Source organism: Hylemonella gracilis str. Niagara R, from assembly GCF_000600295.1.
Taxonomy (GTDB): Bacteria; Pseudomonadota; Gammaproteobacteria; order Burkholderiales; family Burkholderiaceae_C; genus Hylemonella; species Hylemonella gracilis_A.
In genome coordinates this window covers 738,889-759,145 of the sequence record NZ_JEMG01000001.1, presented here as the reverse complement: position 1 = coordinate 759,145, position 20,257 = coordinate 738,889, and the positions used below count along the sequence as shown (strand labels likewise).

The window sequence follows — 20,257 nt, the reverse complement described above, 5'->3', positions numbered from 1 at the left end:
CCCGGGAAGACGGCCGTGTACACCGAGACCTCCTATGATCGGCTCGGCTAGTCCGATGCACACACACGCGGTCACCGCGCGGAACACATGAAACTCACTTTCCTGGGCGCCGCCGGCACCGTGACCGGCTCGCGTTACTTGCTGGAACACGAGGGACGCCGGCTGCTGGTGGATTGCGGCCTGTTCCAGGGCTACAAAAACCTGCGCGAGCTGAACTGGGACGACTTCCCCTTCGACCCCGCGAAGCTGGACGCGGTGGTGCTGACCCATGCGCACCTGGACCATTCCGGCGCCCTGCCCCTGCTGCTGCGGCACGGGTTTCGGGGCCCCATCCACGCCACGCCGGCCACGATCGAGCTCTGCCATCTGCTGCTGCCCGACAGCGGCCACCTGCAGGAAGAAGACGCAAGCTATGCCAACCGGCACGGCAGCAGCAAGCACCACCCAGCCCTGGCGCTCTACACCGAAGCGGACGCGCGGCACAGCCTGCGTTACCTGCGGCCGCTGGACTTCGGCGTGAGCGAAGAAGTGCTGCCCGGCCTGCACGTCACCCTCGCGCCGGCAGGGCACATCCTTGGCGCGGCCCATGCGACCTTCTCGGACGGCCACACCAAGGTCCTCTTCTCAGGCGACCTGGGCCGCGACGACGATCTGATCATGCAGCCGCCCACGCCCCCCGGCGCGGTGGACTGCATGGTCGTCGAGTCCACCTACGGCGACCGTGTACACCCCACGGTGGACAACCAGGCCCTGCTGGGCGAGATTATTCAACGCACGGCCAGCCGGGGCGGCAGCGTGGTGATCCCGGCGTTCGCGGTCGGACGGGCGCAGGCGCTTCTGGTGCTGATCGCGCGGCTCAAGGCCAGCCACGCCATCCCCGATCTGCCCGTCTTCCTGGACAGCCCCATGGCCATCGACATGACGGGCATCTACCACCGCCACCACCAGGCGCACCGGCTGAGCCCGGAGGACAGCCAGCGCATGTTCCGCGTCGCGCGGATGGTGCGCACCACCGACGAGTCCCGTGCGCTCAACGAAGTGCGCTACCCCTGCGTCATCATCTCGGCCAGCGGCATGGCCACCGGAGGCCGGGTGCTGCACCACCTCAAGCGCCTGGCGCCGGACCACCGCAACACCGTCGTGCTGGCCGGATACCAGGCCGGCGGCACCCGTGGCGCCCGCATCGCCGCCGGTGAAAAGACCATCCGCATCTTCGGCCAGGACGTGCCCCTCAACGCCGAAGTCACCAGCCTGCCCGGCATGTCGGCCCACGCCGACGCGCCGCAACTGCTGCGCTGGATGGACAGCGCGCCCCGGCCACCCAAGCAGGTCTTCCTGACCCACGGCGAACCCGAAGCAGCAGACCAACTGCGCCAGCGCATCGAGCGCGAACTGGGCTGGCCGGCGAGCGTGGCGCGCATGGGGCAAGGGGTGACGGTGGAGTAGGGGAATGCCATGGAACGATAGTGAATGCGCTACGCTCTCGCTCCCGCAAAAAACACGGAGTCCCTCTTGAAGCTAAAGATGGCGAAGAACTCGCTGTTCGCGATCCTGCTGCGCTCGCGCTGGTGGATCAGCCTGTTGATCGGCCTGCTGCTGACACTGATCAGCGTGGCCCTGCTGCCCGATGAGGTCCGCGTGGTGGGCGCGCTGTCGGGCCTGCCCTTCTTCGTGATCGCCATCGTGGCAGCGATCCGTCAATGGGGCCGGCCCAGCCCCGAACGCGTGGCACAAATCCAAGACGCCATCGCCGCCCTGAGCTGGCCCGCCTTCGCCAATCTGCTGGAGCAGGCATTCGTGCGCGAGGGCCACACGGTGCAACGCGGCAAGACGGAGGACTTCGATTTTGAACTGGAGCGCCAGGGACGGCGCACCCTGGTCAGCGCACGCCGCTGGAAATCGGCGCGAACCGGGGTCGAAAACCTGCGCGCGCTGCAGGCGGCACGCGAGGCCCGCACGGCCGACGAGGCGCTGTACATCGGCCTGGCCCCGCTCAGCGAGCAGGCCCAGCCTTACGCGACTGCGCAGGGGATCCAGGTCTGGCAGGCGGAGGAGCTAGCCTTGGCCTTGCACGACTTGGCCCTGCCCAAGGCCACCGGTCGCTAGGCCAGGCGTAGATCAGCGCTGCAGGACTTGGCCCGAGAGTCTCGCGCGGGAGCCGTCCCTGAGCCCCGGGGCCGCTCACCCGTCTGCACACACGAATGAGCCAGTCACTCACTGTCGAGCAGCTGTCGAAGGCATACAAAACGCTTTCAGCAGAGGCAAATGGCTTTGGACATTACCCGGGATCAACTTATTCCGTCTTGCTGTCTGCGTCTTCTTTGTATTTCTTCGTAAAGTGGCGGGTAGTGAATCCAATCCAGCTCGGTCGGCGAGAACCATGTCATCTTGAGTGCGAAAAGCCCAAAGCACAAAGCGATCCACAATGCAGACTCACTGACACTGGTGAATGTGGTCGAAAACTCGCGCAGCAGCGTGATTCCATTTACACCAAGCCAGGATGGAAAATAGTTGGCAAAACCCAGCGCGAGAACGCCGAATACGCTTTGACCGGCAGACAGTTCGTTTGCAACTTCCGCGCTCTTCTTCTTTTGGTGAGCGCTGTAAATCTCGAGCAACGCGGGGTCATTTTTCTTGTAACCGTAGTCCTGTAGTTCACTGGGAAGAACACCCCCCACGGGCCGACTATTGTCTCGCTTAGTTCGCAACCATTGAGGCCAAGGAAAGCTGACCAACAACAGCCACAGAAGATTTCGGAAAAACTCAGCGGCGAGAGGGACAACGGCCGATTTCAGAACCCCGTAGGCGAGGACGGACACAAGTACAAATCCTGTGTTGGCAAGCAGTTGATCAGCCTGGATTGACCAATGAACTATGCCTTGGCCGGTGCGCCAAGCAAGAACGAGATCGGCGAACAAAACTGCTGTGGCAAGTTCAATTGTCCAACGCAGCTCTTGGGCTTTTTCAATCAATGACAGCCCTGTTGACAGTGTTATTTTCTGTGGATTGCCGGTGGGATTCATGCTGGCCTTTCTTCCGTAGTACTGCCGGATGTAACCGTGGCATTCTCAAGACAGGCCTTCAGCGACACCGTCCCAACTGCGGATGCGAAAGTCACTGGGTTCGAGATGCCCCCTTTTGTCACCATCCGCCAATAGCTCGCAGGCGGCGTCTCCGGACTGCTGTGTCACGGCGGGTCATCCTCGCTCTGTTCACGCACAGTCAGGTAGGCCTGGTGCGGGTGCTTTTCAGTTTCGGGATATTTCAGGATCAGTTGGCCGGCTTCGCGCAGGGGCTTGAGGTGCAAGCGCTTCAGTTCGCCGGGGTCACGGTTACCCAGCAGGCGGGCCAGGTCGGCAGCAGTGCAAGGCCGCTGGCTGCACAGGGCGAGGATCAGTTCTCGCACCACGGTCTGACGCGGCTTCTTGCCGGCCGCCTGTATGCGTTCTCGCAAAAGCGCTGGGATCTCCACCAGCTGAACAGGTGGGGATTGGGATTCAAGCATATGGGGATTTCTGGAATCCCCATATGGCGGAACGGCACCTTGGGTGGACTCGGCGTCGATGTTCAGCGGTAACTGGGCCGGCAGCTCCCAGGGCGTGGTCTCGGGCCGACTCAGAACGTAATAGGTGCGACTACCGGACCCCTCTTTTTCCAGAAGACCCCGGTCACGCAGGCGGCGCAGCACTTGACTGGCGGCCAGGGTGTCGAGGCCGCAGAAATCGCGGCAGGCGCTGTTGTCCACAGCGCCGGTTTCACGGGCGTAAATCAGCACCTTGGCATCATCGGCATTGGTACCAGCACCGGCGAAAGCACGCAACCAAGCGTGGTCATCCTCGGTCAGCAGGTTGTGGAGGAAGAGCGTGAGTTTGAACTCGTTGGCCCGACGGTCGGAATGGAACTCCGGGGAGGACAGGCCAGCCTCGGTGGCCAGCCGACGCATGGCACGGATACCAGTGCCCTTGGCTTCGGCCAAGTGCAAGTCATGCAGCACGGCAGCGATGATGGGGTTGCGCAGGCGTGAGCCGGGCTCGCCCAATTGGGCGGGTTCCTTCAGCGAATAGCCGACGTTGCGCACCTCGATGCGGTTGCTGAACCGGATGATCTGGCTTGGGCTATGCAGGGTGTAGTTGCGATGCATCGCAGCATTAGCCAGCGCTTCGCGGATGACCTTGCGCGGCAGGATAGGCTCTTGCACGCTTTGCAACTGCCCCTCGGGCAAGCGAAAGCCCTTGGGCAACTCGTCGATGATGCTGGCTTCTGCTTGTGGCAGAGCCAGAAGCAAAGGCTTGCGAATATCGATGGACTGGAAGCGGTTCTCTGGGTCTTCCACCCACTCATTGCCAGGCACCCGGATGTAGTCGATGCGTACCATGGGCAAAAGCCGTCGCAGAGCCAGCGGCCTACCGAACAGCACCATGCCCGCCAATGTGGGCTGCAGGATTCCGTCAATGCGGCGCAGAGCCCCCAGGGCTTCGAGCATGTCCTCGTCGCCGTAAGCCAATTCTTCGGCCTGCGGGTTGATGCGCGCACGGTCGCGCCGGTATGCAGCAATCGCTGCGGGGTCGAAGTCTTCCAGGCGGGCTTCGGGCACCAAACTCGCATCGGGCCCATGGCTGGGCTGGCTCTCACCGCGCAGCACCCAGAGGTCTTCATCAACGCAGTGCTGGTCGCTGCTGCCAATGCGACGATAGGCGCCCCGAGGCAGGCCCGTGGCTTTCAGGTACACCGGCTTGTGGGTGACATCGGCTTCGGGCACGTACACCACCAGCACGGACTGTCCACCCACCGTCTCCACCTGCATTTCGGGCCGCAGCGCGACGTTGAGCATGCTGGCGCATTGGGTAGCCAGATCCCGTTGAAGTTTGTCAGGATCAGGAAGACCTGCGGCCCAGTAGACGGTATCTCCCTTTTCATTGATCGACCAGTCTGCACCCAGCAGCAAGTAGCCTCCGTCCAACCCTGGTTCATTGGCAAAGGCAATGACGGTTTGCATGACCGACTTGCCAAGCTCGGTTGCCCGCTTGGCCTCAATGCGGGTGGACTCATCCACCGCGTTGAGTTCTTCCAGAAGATCTGCTGCGCTACGCACAAGAAGCCTGCCGTTCATCCATGCCATCGAGTATTTCGACCAAAGCGTCCATCTGCTTGGGCACCGAATGTTGGTGCAACATGATGTTCAGAACTAGGGTCTCAAACATCCACATCTATCGAACGACGTTTGCGCCCGACCACAAGACGGAACAGAGCTTGCTCTCGACGAAATTCCTGATGAAAGGAGTTTCGTGCTTCAAGCGCGACATGGCAGCGTCTCGTCAGTAGTTGAGCGCCAATGTATTGGCTTTTGCTGCATTCTGGCAAGGCAAGTCCAGGGGAGCAAAACTGCCGCCCTCGGGTTCCGGGGATAGACCCGCGAGATGACGACGGGCATTTAGTCCCGCTGCACAGCATCAGCTGCTGAACAAGAAATTCATCACGTCGCCGTCCTTGACGACGTATTCCTTGCCTTCAGCGCGCATCTTGCCCGCGTCCTTCGCGCCCTGCTCGCCCTTGTGGGCGATGAAGTCCTCGAAGGCGATGGTCTGGGCGCGGATGTAGCCCTTCTCGAAATCGGTGTGGATCACCCCGGCCGCCTGCGGGCCGGTGTCGCCGACGTGGATGGTCCAGGCGCGCACTTCCTTGACGCCGGCCGTGAAGTAGGTCTGCAGGCCCAGCAGTTTGTAGGCCGCGCGGATCAGGCGGTTCAGGCCCGGCTCTTCCTGGCCCAGTTCTTTGAGGAATTCCAGGCGGTCGGCATCGTCCATCTCGGACAGCTCGGCCTCGATCTTGGCGCAGATGGCCACCACGGGCGCGTTCTGCGTGGCGGCGTATTCCTTCAGGCGGTCCAGGTAGGGGTTGTTCTCGAATCCGTCTTCGCTCACGTTGCCGACGAACATGGCGGGCTTGGCCGTGATGAAGAAGAACTGCTTGAGCAGGGGCAGTTCTTCCTTGCTGAATTCCACCGTGCGCACGGGCTTGCCCTGGTCCAGCGCGGCCTGGCATTTCTCCAGGATGGCCACCAGCTTGATCGATTCCTTGTCGCCGGAACGCGCCGTCTTGGTCACGCGGTGCAGGGCTTTCTCGACCGCGCCCAGGTCGGCCAGGCAGAGCTCGGTCTGAATCACCTCGATGTCGGCGATCGGGTCCACCTTGCCAGCGACGTGGATCACGTTGTCGTCGGAAAAGCAGCGCACCACGTTGACGATGGCATCGGTCTCGCGGATGTGGGCGAGGAACTTGTTGCCCAGGCCTTCACCCGTGCTGGCCCCGGCCACCAGGCCGGCGATGTCCACGAACTCCACGATGGCCGGCACGATGCGCTCGGGCTGGACGATCTCGGCCAGCTGCTTCAGGCGCGGGTCCGGCACCTCGACCACGCCCACATTGGGCTCGATGGTGCAGAAGGGGTAGTTTTCAGCGGCGATGCCCGCCTTGGTCAGCGCATTGAAGAGGGTGGATTTGCCGACGTTGGGCAGGCCGACGATGCCGCACTTGAGACTCATGGTGTTCCTTGTTCGAGGGGCGGTATTTTAAAGGCGGCGGTGGGCACCGCCCGCCCTCGCGGCGCATGCCCGTCAAACAGGCAGTCCAATGGCAACCCAGCGCAGACGCGGCTTGCGCGACTTGTTCATGCAGTTGTCCACAGGTTTAGCCACGCAGACGCTGGATAAGTCGGCGCCGCGCTGACGAATCAGAACGTGTAATCCGCCCGCGCCACCTGCCCCACCTTGAGCCAACGGTCCACGCCGGCCGTGACGATGCAGTTCATGCCGAAGGTGATGGCGCCGTTGAGGCGCGCGTCCTGCCGGTAGGCCTGCAGCGTGTCGGTCACCGAAGGGTGGCTTTGCGCGGTGTCGGGGTCGATGTTGGGAATGGGGCAGCGCGAGCAGGGCTTGACGGGCGTGAGCTGCACTTCGCCCTCCTCCGTGTCGATGGTGATCGGCCCCACGCGGTCTTCGTCGTGGGCTTCCCAGCCCTCGATGACGAGGTTGGGCCGAAAGCGCCGCGCATCGACCAGGGGCTGGCCAGCAGCTTTCAGACGGGTGTTCAGGTCGTCCACTGCGGACTGGCTGACCACCAGCAAGGGATAACCGTCGGAAAACTGGTTGGGTGCTTCCACGCCCTTGGTCCAGTCCAGGCTGGAAAGACGACGGTGCTCGGGGTCAAAACGCGCCAGGCGGTAGGGGCGGCCCGAGCCACCGGGCGCCAGGAAGTCCGAGAACCATTGCGCAGCCACATCACCCATGTCGTAGGCCGCCACCTCGTCACGCCAGACGCGCACACGGGTCGGCGCTTCCACCACGTCCACGCGCAGATGCAGGGCCAGCATGCCCGGCGCACGCAGCACCAGTTCACCGCCGCCGCCCATCACATCGCCCTTGAAGGCGGTCTGGACCAGGGCCATGCGCGGCAGTTCGCGCTGGGTGAGGAATTCACCCGCTTCGTCCACGACCATCCAGGCCCGATCCAGGTCCAGGCCGGTTTCGGTCAGCAGCGCCTCGGGCAAGGCCAGGCCCGCGCAGGATTTGACGGGGTACACATGGAGGCTGGAAATCCGCCCCGTGACATCGGAGATTTGCATGGGATTGATTGTGCCTTGCCGTCTGGGCCCAGGCCCGGCTTCTACAATGCCCCTCAGATATGGCAACCCCCTCCCCAGCCCCGGACATCTTCATCAGCGGTGACGGCATCGTCGGCCGCAGTCTGGCCTTGTTGCTCGCGCGTGAGAAGCTGCGCGTGGGTTTGAGCGCCTCCCAGCCCGTCCCGCCGGGCGCCCCAACCGACATACGCGCTTATGCGCTCACACCCGCCTCGCGCGCGCTGCTGGAAAGCATCCGCGCCTGGCCCGAAGACGAAACCCTGGCCACGCCCGTGCTGGCCATGCAGGTGCATGGCGACGAGGGCAGCGAACTGAACTTCAGCGCGGCCCTGCACGGCCCGAATCGACACGGCATGCAGGGCACGCCAGCGCTGAACTGGATCGTCGATGCCACGGTGCTCGAAGATGGCCTGGCCACGGCGCTGCGCTACCAGCCGCAGATCGAGCGAGTGGGGAGCGGACACACCCCCGCGGCGCCGCTCACCGTCATCTGCGAAGGCCGCGGCAGCGCCACGCGCGCGGCCTTGGGTGTGGACTACGACATGGCCCCCTACACCCAGCACGCGCTGGCCGCCCGCGTGCGCTGCGAACGGCCGCACGGCCAGGTGGCGCGGCAATGGTTTCTGCACGACGAAACGGCCGGTGAAGTGCTGGCCCTGCTCCCGCTGGGTGGCCCCCAGGGCGACACCGTGGCCGTGGTCTGGTCCGTTTCTCCCCAACGTGCCGCGCAACTGCAGGCGCTGGCGCCCGAGGCCTATGCCGAAGTCCTGGCCACCGCCTGCGGCCACGCCCTGGGCGCGATGCAACTGGTGAGCGAGCGCCGCGCCTGGCCGCTGGTGCGGGCCCAGGCCCGGCACTGGTCGGGCAGCGCGGCTCAGGGCGCCTGGGTGCTGGCGGGCGACGCCGCGCACGCCGTGCACCCGCTGGCGGGCCAGGGCCTGAACCTGGGCCTGGCCGACGTGGCCGAGTTGGCCCGCGTGCTGCGCGAACGCGAGGACTGGCGCGGCGTGGCCGACCCCAAACTGCTGCGCCGTTACGAACGCGCCCGCAAGGCTGGCATGCTGCCGCTGGACCTGGGCATGGACGCGCTGCAGCGGCTCTACACCCGCGAAGGCCCGTTCTGGAACCGGCTGCGCGCCTGGGGCCTGCGCGGGGTGGAGCACAGCGGCTGGCTCAAGCACTGGCTGGCCCGCCAGGCCATGGGGGCCTGAGCGCCGCACGACGACACACACATGAGAAAGCAAGCCACACGATGACGCCATCCCTCTCCTTGCGTGCTGTTCGAAGCACCCATCGCACGGTCGTCGCCACGACAGCACGGATGCTCGCGCTGACAAGCATGCTGGCCCTCGCTTTGTTCTTGACCCTGGCCCCGGTCCAACCCGCACAAGCCCAGTCCAAGTCCTCAGCCGCCAAAGGCGTGCAAGAACCCACCGCGGCGGCGGCCATCCGCAAGAACCTGGCCGCGCGCCTGCCGCAAATGCCTGCCATCGACGAAGTGCGCGCCCTGCCGCTGACGGGTGGCACCAGCCTGTACGAGGTCCGCGTGGGGCAGGACATCTTCTACACCGACGCCCAGGGGCGGCACCTGATCCAGGGGCAGATCATCGACCTGGAGAGCAAGCGCAATCTGACCGAGGAACGCACGGAGCAATTGACGGCGGTGCGCTTCCAGGATCTGCCCTTCGACGACGCCTTCATCATCCGCCGTGGCAAGGGTGAGCGCCAGCTCGCTGTGTTCTCCGACCCGGAATGCGGCTATTGCCGGCGTCTGGAGCGTGAGCTGGCCGGCATCGACAACGTGACCATCCACGTCTTCCTCTATCCCGTGCTGGGTCCGCAATCCACCGAAAAATCCCAAGCTGTCTGGTGCACCGCGCCAGCACAACGCGCCCAGGTCTGGCTGGATTGGATGCTCAAGGGCACGCCCCCGGCGGCGCAGGCCAATTGCCCGCAACGCAATCTGGATGCCTTGGCCCGCAACCTGGAATTCGGCCGCAAACACCGCATCCAGGGCACGCCCACGCTGTTCTTCGCCAACGACGCGCGCGCACCGGGCGCACTCAGCGCGCGGCAGATCGAACAGCAGTTCGCCAACGCGGCGGCGAGCAAATAAGCCGCAGCGCGTCACCTCGCACCGTTTCGTTTCCGCAACCGTTTTCCCAGGCCCGCGCCTGTCGACCTCATGGCCCGTTCATCTTCCACCGCCCGCGTATCCCGCGCCCGGACGACCCAGGCCCGCCCCGAGGCAGCCGCCGTGGTCTGCCAGGTTGAACCAGAAGACCCGCGCGCCCACCTCTACCGCGTCACGCTGACCATCGCCGAACCCGCATCGCAGCAACGCGTGAGCCTGCCCGTGTGGATTCCGGGCAGCTACCTGGTGCGCGAATTCGCCAAGCACCTGCAGGAACTCACCGCGCGGCAAGGCAAAAAAACGCTGCTGCCGCAGCAGTTGGACAAATGCAGCTGGTTGGTCGAATGCGACCCGGAACAGCCGCTGCTGCTGAGCTACCGGGTCTACGCCTACGACAATTCGGTGCGTGCTGCTTGGCTGGACATGCAGCGCGGTTTTTTCAACGCCACCAGCCTGTGCCTGCGGGTGGATGGTCACGAAGACAGGCCGCATGAACTGACGCTGCGCCGCCCCGGTGGCGCGGCAGCCAGCAAAGAACCCATGACGCAATGGCAAGTCGCCACGGGCCTCTCGCCGCTGACCATCGACAAGCAAGGCTGGGGCAGCTACCGTGCGGCCGACTACGACGAGCTGGCGGACAGTCCGGTGGAGCTGGGCGCGTTCTGGCGCGGCGACTTCACGGCCTGCGGCGTGCCGCACCGTTTCATCGTCGCGGGCGCGCCGCCGAGCTTCGACAGTGCGCGCCTGCTGGCCGACGCGCAACGCATCTGCGAGACGGAAATCCGCTTCTGGCATGCCCAGGGCCGCGCCAGCGGCACCGTGCAACCGCCGCCGTTCCAGCACTATGTCTTCATGCTCAACGCCACCGACGACAACTACGGCGGCTTGGAGCACCGCAACAGTACCGCGCTGATCTGCGGCCGGCGTGACCTGCCGCGCATGGGCCAGAAACCCGGTGAGGGCTACACCACGCTGCTGGGGCTGATCAGCCACGAGTACTTCCACACGTGGAACGTCAAGCGCCTGCGCCCCGCCGAGTTCGCGCGCTACGACTACAGCCGGGAGAACTACACGGAGCTGCTCTGGTTCTTCGAAGGCTTCACCAGCTACTACGATGACCTGCTGCTGCGCCGCGCCGGCCTGATCGATGACGCCACCTACCTGCGCCTGCTCAACAAGAACATCAACCAGCTGCTGCAGACCCCGGGCCGCCTGGTCCAGACCGTGGCCCAGGCCAGCCTGGACGCCTGGGTCAAGTACTACCGCGTGGACGAGAACACGCCCAACGCCACCGTCAGTTATTACGGCAAGGGCGCGCTGATCGCCCTGTGCATCGACCTCACGCTGCGCGCCGAGACCGAACACAAGAAATCCCTGGATGACGTGATGCGCGCGCTGTGGCGCCGCTGCAAGGCCGGTCCGATGACCGAGGCCGATGTGCTGGCCGTGCTGCAGGAACTCAGCGGCCGGAGCTGGAAGAAGGAACTCCAGCACTGGGTGCACAGCACCCGCGAACTGCCGCTGCGCGAACTGCTGCAAGGCCAGGGCGTCGCGATCCACGACGACCCGGCCCAATTGGCGCAACGCCTGGGCCTGCGTGTCGCGGAAAGCAATGGCAACCTGCTAATCAAGACCGTGTTGCGCGGCGGCGCGGCCGAGGAGGCGGGCTTCGCTGCGGGCGACGAGTGGTTGGGCGTGGAAATCCCGGACACCACAGCGGCAGGCAAGTCCGGAAAAGCCAAGGCTACGGCCAGCCCTAACTCCTGGCGCCTGCGCAAACTGGACGACCTACCGCTCTACTCAGGGGCGCAGTTGCAGCTGACCGCGCTCGTCGCCCGCGACCAGCGCATCCTGCGCCTGCCGCTGGCCCTGCCCAAGACCAGCAGCACCTGGCGGCTGGCCTTGGAGTCGCAGGACAAGGTCAAGCGCTGGCTGGACTGAGCACCCTCGACCCAGCCGAGGCGAAGACGGCGCCTGAAAACGCCAGAGCAAGGCTGGGCAACTGCCACTGACAGCGAAGCTCAAGCCTCCGCCAGATACGCCGCCGTCGGCGTCGACAGCGACTGCTTCACCTGGCGCGTGATCTCATCGGCCAGCACCTCCAGTGCGCCGGCTTCCAGCCCTTCGTAGGCCAGGCGCACGATGTCCTGCGGCGTGGCCTTGGGCACTTCCATGCCGCGCGTCAGGTCCGTGTCCACGAAGCCCATGTGCAGGGCCGTGACCTGGGTGCCTTGCTCACGCAGCTCGTGGCGCAGGCCATTGGTCAAGGCCCAGGCAGCCGACTTGCTGGCGCCGTAGGTGCCGAGCACGGGCCGGTTGATCCAGCTCGCGATGGACAGCACGTTGAGCAGGGCGCCACCACCGTTCTTCGCCAGCACCGGCGCGAAAGCCTGGGCCATGTGCAGCATGCCGAAGAAGTTGGTCTCCAGCTGACGCCGCGTGGCGGACAGGTCCGTGTCGGCCAGGAAGCCGCCAGGGGTGGCGATGCCCGCGTTGTTGACGATCAGGGTCACGTCGCCGCAGTCCCGCGCGGCAGCGGCCACCTGCGCGGGGTCGGTCACGTCCAGGCGCACCGGCACGACGCCGTCCAGACGCACGCTGGCCGGATCACGCGCGGCGGCATAAACACGGCGCGCGCCACGCGCCAGGGCTTGCTTGGCGAATTCCAGGCCAATGCCTCGGTTGGCGCCGGTGATGAGGACTACGGATTGGTCGAGTTTCATGCTTTACTCCAGTTTATATGACGATCATCATATTCAAGTGCGAACAAAAAGCGCAGAGATCTGCGGACGTGAAAACCTTCAGGAAACGGGGTTGGGCTCGAACTGCGCGAGCAGGAAGCGCCGTGCAACCGCCAGATGCTTGCGGCCCTGGGCGTTGGGGCCCAGGGTGCGGGCGATCTGCAGCGCGCCGATGAGCTGGCCGGCGATCACGCCCGCCGCCTCCTCGGGCTGGCTGGCCGGCAGCACTTTGCGCACATCGGCCACCAGTTCGCGCACGCGTGCGACTGCGGCCTCGCGCAAGGCGTCCGCCTGGCGCGGCATCTCGGAAGCCAGGGCGGCCACGGCGCACCCGTGCTCGGGGGCACTGAGGTGCCGCTCAGACAGGTAGTTGTCGACCAAGGTCCGGAAACGGCTCACACCCCGCGCCTCGCCCTCGTCCAGCGCCTGCTGCATGCGCGCGTGGGCGTCGTGCCCGGCGCGTTCCAGCGCCTCGGCAATCAGCGCGTCACGCGAAGCGAAATGGGCATAGAAGCCGCCATGGGTGAGCCCGGACTGCTTCATGATGTCCGCCACGCCGACCCCGGCAAAACCACCGCCGCGCAAGGCACGCGCCGCCGCATCGACGATGCGGTCGTGCGTCAGTTGCTTGCGGCTGGGGGCGAGGGGCATGGAGTGCTGGCAGATGTGAGGATGGCCGCATCATAGCACAAATATGATGATTATCATATTTTAAATCGCTCAAGCGTTCGAGGTCTTGCCGTCATCGTCGCCATCCGCTTCCTATACTGCTGGAGCTGAACCCGACCGGACATCTGCCATGCGCGCCGCAGTTGAACTCGCCAAGTCCTATCGCCTCCTCAACCACGGCCCCACGGTGCTGGTGAGCGCCGCGCACGGCGGCCAGCGCAACATCATGGCCGCTGCCTGGAACATGGCCCTGGACTTTGCCCCGCCCAAGGTCAGCCTGGTGCTGGACAAGAGCACGTACACGCGGGAACTGGTCGAGGCCTCGGGCCATTTCTGCCTCAACGTGCCCTGCCGCGCGCAGGCCGGCGCGGTGCTCGCGCTGGGCCAGCTTTCGGGCCGCGAGCTGCGGGGGAACGCCGATGGCGGGGACAAGTTCACTCGCTTCGGCCTGGATACCGTCGCAGCCAGCAGTTGCGAGGCACCGCTGCTTGAAGGCTGTGTGGCCTGGTTGGAATGCAGGCTGATCCCCGAACCACGCAACCAGCAGCTGTACGACCTGTTCATCGGCGAGGTGGTCGCCGCCTGGGCCGATACGCGGGTGTTCGCGGACGGCCACTGGCGGTACGACGACAGCAGCGATCCAGCGCTGCGCACCCTGCACTACGTGGCTGGCGGGCATTTCTTCGCCATCGGGGAAGCGTTTGAGACGCAGGCCCTGCCCCCGCTGCGCTGACACCGTCATGGCAAGGCGGCCAAGGGCCCGCGTCTCAGTGGCTCGGCATCACAGGAACTCAGCGACCAAGGCGTCGGGGCGCTGGTCCAGTGGCAGATCGCTCGCCAAGGTGAAGTCGGTGAAGTCAAATCCCGGCCCGACCGTGCACCCCACCAGGACGTAATCGCCCAAGCTACGCGCGGCTTGCCAGGCATCGGCAGGCACGGTGCGTACGGGCAATACGTCGCCGCCGACCTCTGTTGCGCTTGCCGACACCGGCCCGAGCAGCCAGCGCAGCACCTCTGGCTGCCCGCGCGGCAGCACGCGCAGTTCCAGCGGTCCGCCTTCGTAGTGGTGCCAGACCTCGTCCGCCCCACGCACGCGGTGCCAGCGGCTCACGGCGCCTTGGGGCAGCAGGAAGAAGATGGTGGTCAAGGCCCGACGCACGGCACCATCTCCACGGTGGATCTGCTCGCCAGAGCGGAACACCTCGCGGTAATACCCGCCCTCGGGATGCGGCTGCAGGCCGAGACGATCGATCAGGACCTGGACGCGTTCAGAAGAAGCCATGTCGTCGGGCATTTGCCTTGTGTTTGCGTTGCATGGGCCTGCGTGTCCGTGTCCGCACGCGAGGCCGAGGCTCAAGCCTTCACGGTGACCTTCTTGAACTTGCGCTTGCCGACCTGCAGCACGTAGACGCCCGCGCCCAGCTTGAGGCCCTTGTCGCTGACAGTGTTGCCGTCCACGCGCACGCCGCCACCGTCGATGAGGCGATTGCCTTCCCCGGACGAGGCCACCAGGCCCGCCTGCTTGAGCAAGGCGGCAATGCCCACGGCCACGCCGCCGTCCAGGACCAAGGTCTGCTCTTCGACCTCGTCAGGAATGCCGCCCTTGCTGCGGTTGATGAAATCCTGCTCCGCGGCTTCGGCTGCCTGTACGCCGTGGAAACGCGTGGTGATTTCCTTGGCCAGCATCACCTTGGCGTCCTTGGGGTTACGGCCGGCTTCGACATCCTGTTTCAGCGCGGCGATCTCGGCCAGGGACTTGAAACTCAGCAACGTGTACCAGTCCCACATCAGCACGTCGCTGATGGACAGCACCTTGGCATACATGGTGTTGGCGTCCTCGCTGATGCCGATGTAGTTGTGCTTGCTCTTGGACATCTTGTCCACGCCATCCAGGCCGACCAACAGCGGCATGGTCAAGATGCACTGCGGCTCCTGCCCATGTTCCTGCTGCAAGTGGCGGCCCATGAGCAGGTTGAACTTCTGGTCGGTGCCGCCGAGCTCCAGGTCGGCCTTGAGGGCCACCGAGTCGTAGCCCTGCATCAGCGGATACAGGAACTCATGCACGCTGATGGGCGTGCCGGCCTGGTAGCGCTTGGTGAAGTCGTCGCGCTCCATCATGCGCGCCACGGTGTACTTGGCGGCGAGCTGGATCATGCCCATGCTGCCCAGGGGCAGGCACCACTCGCTGTTGTAGCGGATCTCGGTGCGTTGCGGGTCCAGCACCAGGCTGGCCTGCTTGTAATAGGTCTCGGCATTGGCCTTGATCTGCTCGGACGTGAGCGGCGGGCGCGTGCTGTTGCGGCCCGACGGATCGCCGATCAGGCTGGTGAAATCCCCGATCAGAAAGATCACCTGGTGCCCCAGGTCCTGGAGTTGGCGCAGTTTGTTGAGCACCACGGTGTGGCCCAGGTGGATGTCGGGCGCGGTGGGGTCCAGGCCAAGCTTGATGCGCAGCGGGGTATGCGTGGCCTCCGAGCGGGCCAGCTTCTTGATCCAGTCATCCTCAGGTATCAACTCCTCGCAGCCGCGCCGGGTCACGGCCAGCGCCTCACGCACGCGATCGGTAACGGGGAAAGGAGCGGCGGGAGAAGATGTGTTCATAGGGAATTTTCTACACCCCGGCTCTGAGGGGTCGATATACACTCATCGCGCGCCTCAACGGGGCGCTCCGGGCAGACCTGAGGGCGCGCAAAACTGGACAAGCGGCTGATTTTACGTGCCGCCACCGTTCGTTTCCGCCGTGACCGTTCGCTGACACGGCAGGACTGGCCCACCGCTTGCTTGAACCTTCGTGCCCCTTTTTTTTGGCTGCTCCGCCGCTCTGCCTCCGATGACTTCTGTTTCCCCATCCGCCGCGCCATCCCCGCTGCAAGGACTGCTCCGGACCCTGCGCATCCACGCGCGGCTGAAGGCGCGCCGCTTGCGCAGGCGCGTGCGGCACGATCTGCGGCCCCTGCTGCTGGGTCTGGGGCTGGTCAGCATCGGCCTGGGCGCTGGCGCGTATGCGGTGGCGGCCGTGGTGGTGTCATTCGCCCCTGATCCGGCCCGACTCCCCGTGCAGGAAGTGCGCGCGGAAGTCCAGGCCCTGCCTTTCATTTCACCCTTCGCCGCGCCGGAGGCGTCCTCGCCCCTGGCCCCGGTTGATCGGACGAGCACCCAACCTTCCGAACTGGACACCGGCTACCGCTTCAGCCTCTACCGATCCGAACTCTCCCGCGCACAAGACACGGCCGAAGGCCTGCTGTACCGCCTGGGCATCCATGACCCGCAAGCTGCAGGTTTTTTGAAGCGGGACATCCTGACGCACCGCCATCTACTGGGGCGCACGGGACGGCTACTGAGCGTGGAAGCCACCGAACGCAATACCTTGCTCAAGCTCACCGCCCGCTGGAGCCCCAGCGACGATGGCAGCTTCGAGCGCCTGATCATCGAGCGCACGGACGACGGTTTCAGCTCCCGCATGGAAAAGGCCATGCTGACGGCCTCGCTGCGCATGGCCAGCGGGGTGATTGACAGCTCGCTCTTCGCCTCGACCGACCAGGCCGGCATACCCGACGCGGTGGCCGTTCAATTGGCGGAGATTTTTTCGGCCGACATCGATTTTCACAGCGATTTGCGTCAGGGTGACCGTTACGCCGTGGTCTACGAAATGCTGGAAGGCGACGGCGAACCGCTGCGCGCGGGTCGGGTGCTGAGCGCCGAATTCATCAACGCGGGCAAGTCCTACCAGGCCGTCTGGTTCACCGAACCGAACGCGGACCAACCCGTGCCCCTGGTAGTGGGCCAGCCCACCCAGACCACGGGACGCAGCGGGTACTACAACCTGGACGGCCAAAGCCTCAAGCGCGCCTATCTGGCTTCACCGCTGGCCTTCTCGCGCGTCACCAGCGGCTTTCGCATGCGTTTTCACCCCATCCTCAAGACCTGGCGTGCGCACCTGGGTGTGGACTACGCGGCCCCCATCGGCACGCCGGTGCGCGCCGTCGGCGACGGGGTGGTGGAGTTCGCGGGCGAGAAGGGTGGCTACGGCAAGGTCGTGATCCTGCGGCACCGCAACGGCCACCAGACCCTGTACGCCCATCTGAGCCGCATACTCGTGCGGCACGGCCAGCGCATAGAACAGGGTAAGACCCTGGCGGCCAGCGGCGCCACCGGTTGGGCCACGGGTCCCCATCTGCACTACGAGTTCCGCATCAACGGCCGGCATCAGAATCCCTTGCTGATCGTGCGCCGCAGCGAGGCGGCTCCGCCGGTTTCCGCTGCGAACCGACCCGCCTTCAACCAACTCGCCCATCAGGCGCGACTGCAACTGGCCTCGGCCCAGCTGCTCGCCTCGCGTTGAACCGGCCAGCGTTCTTCTGAACATGCCTCCTCTTTTCATCGGCCTGATGTCGGGCACTTCGCTCGACGGCGTGGACGGCGTGCTGGCGCAAATCCAGGCCGATGCCGGAACGGCCCCGGTGCGCGTGCTGAGCCATGCGGCCCGTCCCTTGCCTGACACGCTGGCTGCCGAGCTGCTGGCGCTGAATACCCCGGACGGACGTGACGAATTGCACCGCGCGGCGCTGGCGGCGAATGCACTGGTGCGGATCTACGCCGCCGTGGTGGACGACCTGCTTCGGGCAACGGGCGTGGCGCGCGAGGCCGTGCGCGCCATCGGGGCGCACGGTCAAACCGTGCGGCATCAACCCGGCCCCCGGCATGAAGGTGCTGGCGGCACTGGCTACACGCTGCAGCTCAACAACCCGGCTCTACTGGTCGAACTCACGGGCATCACCGTGGTGGCGGACTTCCGCAGCCGCGACGTGGCCGCAGGCGGGCAGGGCGCGCCACTGGTGCCGGCCTTTCACCAGGCAGTCTTCGGGCGCGGCATCGGCACTGGCGAGTCCGTGGCGGTGCTCAACATCGGCGGCATGGCCAACCTCAGCCTGCTGCAAGGCGAGGCCGTGGGCGGGTTCGACTGCGGCCCCGGCAACGCCCTGCTCGATGCCTGGTGCCAGTTGCATCAGGGCGAGCCCTATGACGCCGGGGGACGCTGGGCAGCGAGCGGCCAGGTGAACGCCGCGCTGTTGCGGGACCTGCTGGATGAACCCTACTTCCAGCAGTCGCCGCCCAAAAGCACAGGCCGCGACCTGTTCCATTCGCATTGGCTTCAGGCAAAGCTGGCACCGCACCTCCAAGTCACGCCCGTGGATGTGCAGGCCACGTTGACCGAACTGACGGCGCTCAGCTGTGCCACGGACCTGCTGCGTCACGCGCCGACCTGCCGCACCCTGTACGTCTGCGGCGGCGGCGCGCTCAACGACACACTGATGCAAGGCCTGCGCACCCACCTGCCCGGCATGACAGTGAGCAGCACCGACGCTGCGGGTCTGCCACCGCTGCAGGTGGAGGCTGCCGCCTTTGCCTGGCTGGCGCGTCAATGCCTGGCGGGCGAAACAGGCAACCTGACCCGCGTCACCGGCGCGCGTCAAGCGCGCGTGCTGGGCGCCATTTATCCGGTCTGAGGTCGTGGGCGAGGCCGAGGCCATTGAGCCACTGGGCTGCGCACTGGGCGCGTGCGCCTACTCCAGCTCGGCCGCAGGGTCCTGCTTGCGCGTTGCGGCGGCCTCGGCACCCGACAACTGCCAGAAGATTGCGGCAGATGCGATGGTGATCAGGCCCATGCAGATGAAGGTGCCACGGAAGGCCGGCAGCGCGGCTGCGGCTTCCACATTCCCGAAATAGGCGGTGAAGGCAGCCAGCACCGCCCCCGCGGCCGCCACGCCCATGCCCATGGCCAGCATCTGGACCATGGACAACAGGCTGTTGCCGCTGCTCGCCATCGCCGGGCCGAGGTCCTTGAGCGTGAGCGTGTTCATGGCCGTGAACTGGACGGAGTTGACGGCGCCGAAGACCATGAGCTGCGCGATGCGCAGCCACAAGGGCTGGTCCAAGGCGGTCAAGGCAAAACTGGCGGTGGCCAGCCCAACCAACAAGGTGTTGAGCACCAGCACGCGGCGGTAGCCGAAGCGGGTGATCAGCCAGGTTCCGGGACGTTTCATGGACATGCTGGCCAGGGTGACAGGCAGCATCATCAAGCCTGCGTGCAGCGGCGAGTAGCCCAGGGTGACCTGCATCAGCAGCGGAATCATCAAGGGCATGCACGCACTACCCAGGCGTGAGAACAGATTGCCCAGCAGGCCGATGCGCAGGGACGCCACGCCGAACAAACGGGGGGAGAACAGCGGATCAGGGCGCCGCAGCGCGTGCATCCAGTACGCGGCGAGGCTGGCCAGACCGAAGATCATCAGCACCAGCACGCTGGCTTGGCGCAAGCCCAGACCCGACAGGCCGTCCAGCGCGAGGGAGATCGTCACCATGCCGAAGGCCAGCAGCAGGTAGCCGGTCAAATCGAAGCGGGCCAAGGTGGCCTCTCGCAAAACGGGCATGTAGCGCAGGGTGGCCAGCCCCCCAATCAGACCCACGGGCAGATTGATCAGGAAGATCCAATGCCAGGTCGCGACCTCGACGATCCAGCCACCCAGCGAAGGGCCGAGCAGCGGACCGATGAGTCCGGGTATGGCGACGAAGCTCATGGCTTGCAGAAAGCGCTCGCGCGGAAACGTCTTGAGTACCGCGAGCCGACCCACGGGCAGCAACAAAGCGCCGCCCAGCCCCTGCAGCACGCGCGCGGCCACCAGCAAGCCCAGGCTGTCGGCCGTCGCGCACAGCAGAGAGCCGGCGGAAAACAGCGCGATGGCGCCCAGGAACACGGGACGCACGCCGAAACGGTCCGCCAGCCAGCCCGATGCCGGGATCAGCATGGCCATGGTCAGCGAATAGGCCACGATCACGGACTGCATGCGCAAGGGGCTTTCGCCCAAGCTGCGCGCCATGGCGGGCAAGGCCGTGTTGACGATGGTCGCATCCAGCGTCTGCATGAAAAACCCCACCGCCACCAGCCACAGCAAAGCGCGCAGCTCACCTTCCGAGGGCGCAGCGGCGGTGTGTGTTGCGTTCATGGAGAGATCAAGACCAGGAAAGGAAGCCGGCGGCCACGCGGCGGACAGCAAAAAGCCACCCGAAGGTGGC

Annotated in this window: 17 protein-coding genes; 8 read left to right on the top strand and 9 right to left on the bottom strand. The window is 65.5% G+C overall.

The window, feature by feature from the left end:
* The first annotated feature begins 87 nt into the window (after positions 1–87).
* A complete protein-coding gene (locus AZ34_RS03450) occupies positions 88–1,446 on the top strand; it encodes an MBL fold metallo-hydrolase (RefSeq protein ID WP_035604815.1) in 1,359 nt (452 codons plus the stop codon).
* A 66-nt stretch (positions 1,447–1,512) separates the two neighbouring features.
* Positions 1,513–2,106, top strand: coding sequence for a restriction endonuclease (locus tag AZ34_RS03445; protein WP_035610766.1), 594 nt, complete (start codon positions 1,513–1,515; stop codon positions 2,104–2,106).
* 182 nt (positions 2,107–2,288) lie between these two features.
* On the opposite strand, the gene AZ34_RS18175 is transcribed toward AZ34_RS03445, so the two are convergent.
* The 4 genes from AZ34_RS18175 to AZ34_RS03430 all read right to left on the bottom strand — a co-directional run bounded on the left by AZ34_RS18175 (position 2,289) and on the right by AZ34_RS03430 (position 7,621).
* Positions 2,289–3,023 (bottom strand): hypothetical protein, encoded by a 735-nt coding sequence (locus AZ34_RS18175; RefSeq protein ID WP_155831708.1) that lies wholly within the window; start codon positions 3,021–3,023, stop codon positions 2,289–2,291.
* Positions 3,024–3,187: 164 nt separating this feature from the next.
* Positions 3,188–5,110, bottom strand: a complete 1,923-nt coding sequence (locus AZ34_RS03440) for an ATP-binding protein (protein WP_269320437.1) — start codon at positions 5,108–5,110, stop codon at positions 3,188–3,190.
* Positions 5,111–5,450: 340 nt separating this feature from the next.
* Complete coding sequence (gene ychF / locus AZ34_RS03435; RefSeq protein ID WP_035604810.1) at positions 5,451–6,542, bottom strand: redox-regulated ATPase YchF; 1,092 nt, start codon at positions 6,540–6,542, stop codon at positions 5,451–5,453.
* A 188-nt stretch (positions 6,543–6,730) separates the two neighbouring features.
* Positions 6,731–7,621 carry an MOSC domain-containing protein gene (locus AZ34_RS03430; protein WP_035604809.1) on the bottom strand — a complete coding sequence of 297 codons (891 nt, stop codon included), beginning with the start codon at positions 7,619–7,621 and terminating at the stop codon, positions 6,731–6,733.
* A 59-nt stretch (positions 7,622–7,680) separates the two neighbouring features.
* On the opposite strand from AZ34_RS03430, the gene AZ34_RS03425 reads away from it, so the two are divergent.
* From AZ34_RS03425 to AZ34_RS03415, 3 genes are all read left to right on the top strand, one after another.
* Positions 7,681–8,850: an FAD-dependent monooxygenase gene (locus AZ34_RS03425; protein ID WP_035604806.1), complete on the top strand. Its 1,170-nt coding sequence runs from the start codon at positions 7,681–7,683 to the stop codon at positions 8,848–8,850.
* 41 nt (positions 8,851–8,891) lie between these two features.
* Complete coding sequence (locus tag AZ34_RS03420) at positions 8,892–9,755, top strand: DsbC family protein (protein ID WP_035604804.1); 864 nt, start codon at positions 8,892–8,894, stop codon at positions 9,753–9,755.
* 69 nt (positions 9,756–9,824) lie between these two features.
* Positions 9,825–11,714 carry a M61 family metallopeptidase gene (locus tag AZ34_RS03415; protein ID WP_081767061.1) on the top strand — a complete coding sequence of 630 codons (1,890 nt, stop codon included), beginning with the start codon at positions 9,825–9,827 and terminating at the stop codon, positions 11,712–11,714.
* Positions 11,715–11,794: 80 nt separating this feature from the next.
* Here the strand turns inward: AZ34_RS03415 and AZ34_RS03410 are convergent, their stop codons facing one another.
* Together AZ34_RS03410 and AZ34_RS03405 are read right to left on the bottom strand one after the other, a co-directional pair.
* Positions 11,795–12,496 (bottom strand): SDR family oxidoreductase, encoded by a 702-nt coding sequence (locus AZ34_RS03410; RefSeq protein WP_035604799.1) that lies wholly within the window; start codon positions 12,494–12,496, stop codon positions 11,795–11,797.
* Positions 12,497–12,574: 78 nt separating this feature from the next.
* Positions 12,575–13,165: a TetR/AcrR family transcriptional regulator gene (locus tag AZ34_RS03405; RefSeq protein ID WP_035604797.1), complete on the bottom strand. Its 591-nt coding sequence runs from the start codon at positions 13,163–13,165 to the stop codon at positions 12,575–12,577.
* 148 nt (positions 13,166–13,313) lie between these two features.
* Between AZ34_RS03405 and AZ34_RS03400 the strand changes: the two genes are divergently transcribed.
* Positions 13,314–13,916, top strand: a complete 603-nt coding sequence (locus tag AZ34_RS03400; protein ID WP_035604795.1) for a flavin reductase family protein — start codon at positions 13,314–13,316, stop codon at positions 13,914–13,916.
* A 48-nt stretch (positions 13,917–13,964) separates the two neighbouring features.
* Here the strand turns inward: AZ34_RS03400 and AZ34_RS03395 are convergent, their stop codons facing one another.
* Positions 13,965–14,465: a cupin domain-containing protein gene (locus tag AZ34_RS03395; protein ID WP_035610764.1), complete on the bottom strand. Its 501-nt coding sequence runs from the start codon at positions 14,463–14,465 to the stop codon at positions 13,965–13,967.
* Between the two features lie 71 nt (positions 14,466–14,536).
* A complete protein-coding gene (gene tyrS / locus AZ34_RS03390; protein ID WP_035604792.1) occupies positions 14,537–15,784 on the bottom strand; it encodes a tyrosine--tRNA ligase in 1,248 nt (415 codons plus the stop codon).
* Positions 15,785–16,013: 229 nt separating this feature from the next.
* On the opposite strand from tyrS, the gene AZ34_RS03385 reads away from it, so the two are divergent.
* Entirely contained in the window at positions 16,014–17,525 is a 1,512-nt protein-coding gene (locus AZ34_RS03385) for a M23 family metallopeptidase (RefSeq protein ID WP_081767293.1), read from the top strand.
* Positions 17,526–17,547: 22 nt separating this feature from the next.
* Complete coding sequence (locus AZ34_RS03380; RefSeq protein ID WP_035604790.1) at positions 17,548–18,690, top strand: anhydro-N-acetylmuramic acid kinase; 1,143 nt, start codon at positions 17,548–17,550, stop codon at positions 18,688–18,690.
* Positions 18,691–18,747: 57 nt separating this feature from the next.
* Here the strand turns inward: AZ34_RS03380 and mdtD are convergent, their stop codons facing one another.
* Positions 18,748–20,187 carry a multidrug transporter subunit MdtD gene (gene mdtD, locus AZ34_RS03375; RefSeq protein WP_035604788.1) on the bottom strand — a complete coding sequence of 480 codons (1,440 nt, stop codon included), beginning with the start codon at positions 20,185–20,187 and terminating at the stop codon, positions 18,748–18,750.
* Positions 20,188–20,257 lie beyond the last annotated feature (70 nt).

Bases quoted from the DNA above. Each gene is read 5' to 3' on its own strand.
- tyrS (WP_035604792.1), bottom strand. From the start codon at position 15,784: ATGAACACATCTTCTCCCGCCGCTCCTTTCCCCGTTACCGATCGCGTG.
- AZ34_RS03440 (WP_269320437.1), bottom strand. From the start codon at position 5,110: ATGAACGGCAGGCTTCTTGTGCGTAGCGCAGCAGATCTTCTGGAAGAA.
- AZ34_RS03410 (WP_035604799.1), bottom strand. From the start codon at position 12,496: ATGAAACTCGACCAATCCGTAGTCCTCATCACCGGCGCCAACCGAGGC.
- AZ34_RS03430 (WP_035604809.1), bottom strand. From the start codon at position 7,621: ATGCAAATCTCCGATGTCACGGGGCGGATTTCCAGCCTCCATGTGTAC.
- AZ34_RS03420 (WP_035604804.1), top strand. From the start codon at position 8,892: ATGACGCCATCCCTCTCCTTGCGTGCTGTTCGAAGCACCCATCGCACG.
- AZ34_RS03380 (WP_035604790.1), top strand. From the start codon at position 17,548: ATGCCTCCTCTTTTCATCGGCCTGATGTCGGGCACTTCGCTCGACGGC.
- AZ34_RS03400 (WP_035604795.1), top strand. From the start codon at position 13,314: ATGCGCGCCGCAGTTGAACTCGCCAAGTCCTATCGCCTCCTCAACCAC.
- AZ34_RS03415 (WP_081767061.1), top strand. From the start codon at position 9,825: ATGGCCCGTTCATCTTCCACCGCCCGCGTATCCCGCGCCCGGACGACC.
- AZ34_RS03395 (WP_035610764.1), bottom strand. From the start codon at position 14,465: ATGGCTTCTTCTGAACGCGTCCAGGTCCTGATCGATCGTCTCGGCCTG.
- mdtD (WP_035604788.1), bottom strand. From the start codon at position 20,187: ATGAACGCAACACACACCGCCGCTGCGCCCTCGGAAGGTGAGCTGCGC.
- AZ34_RS18175 (WP_155831708.1), bottom strand. From the start codon at position 3,023: ATGAATCCCACCGGCAATCCACAGAAAATAACACTGTCAACAGGGCTG.
- AZ34_RS03450 (WP_035604815.1), top strand. From the start codon at position 88: ATGAAACTCACTTTCCTGGGCGCCGCCGGCACCGTGACCGGCTCGCGT.
- AZ34_RS03385 (WP_081767293.1), top strand. From the start codon at position 16,014: ATGACTTCTGTTTCCCCATCCGCCGCGCCATCCCCGCTGCAAGGACTG.
- AZ34_RS03405 (WP_035604797.1), bottom strand. From the start codon at position 13,165: ATGCCCCTCGCCCCCAGCCGCAAGCAACTGACGCACGACCGCATCGTC.
- ychF (WP_035604810.1), bottom strand. From the start codon at position 6,542: ATGAGTCTCAAGTGCGGCATCGTCGGCCTGCCCAACGTCGGCAAATCC.
- AZ34_RS03425 (WP_035604806.1), top strand. From the start codon at position 7,681: ATGGCAACCCCCTCCCCAGCCCCGGACATCTTCATCAGCGGTGACGGC.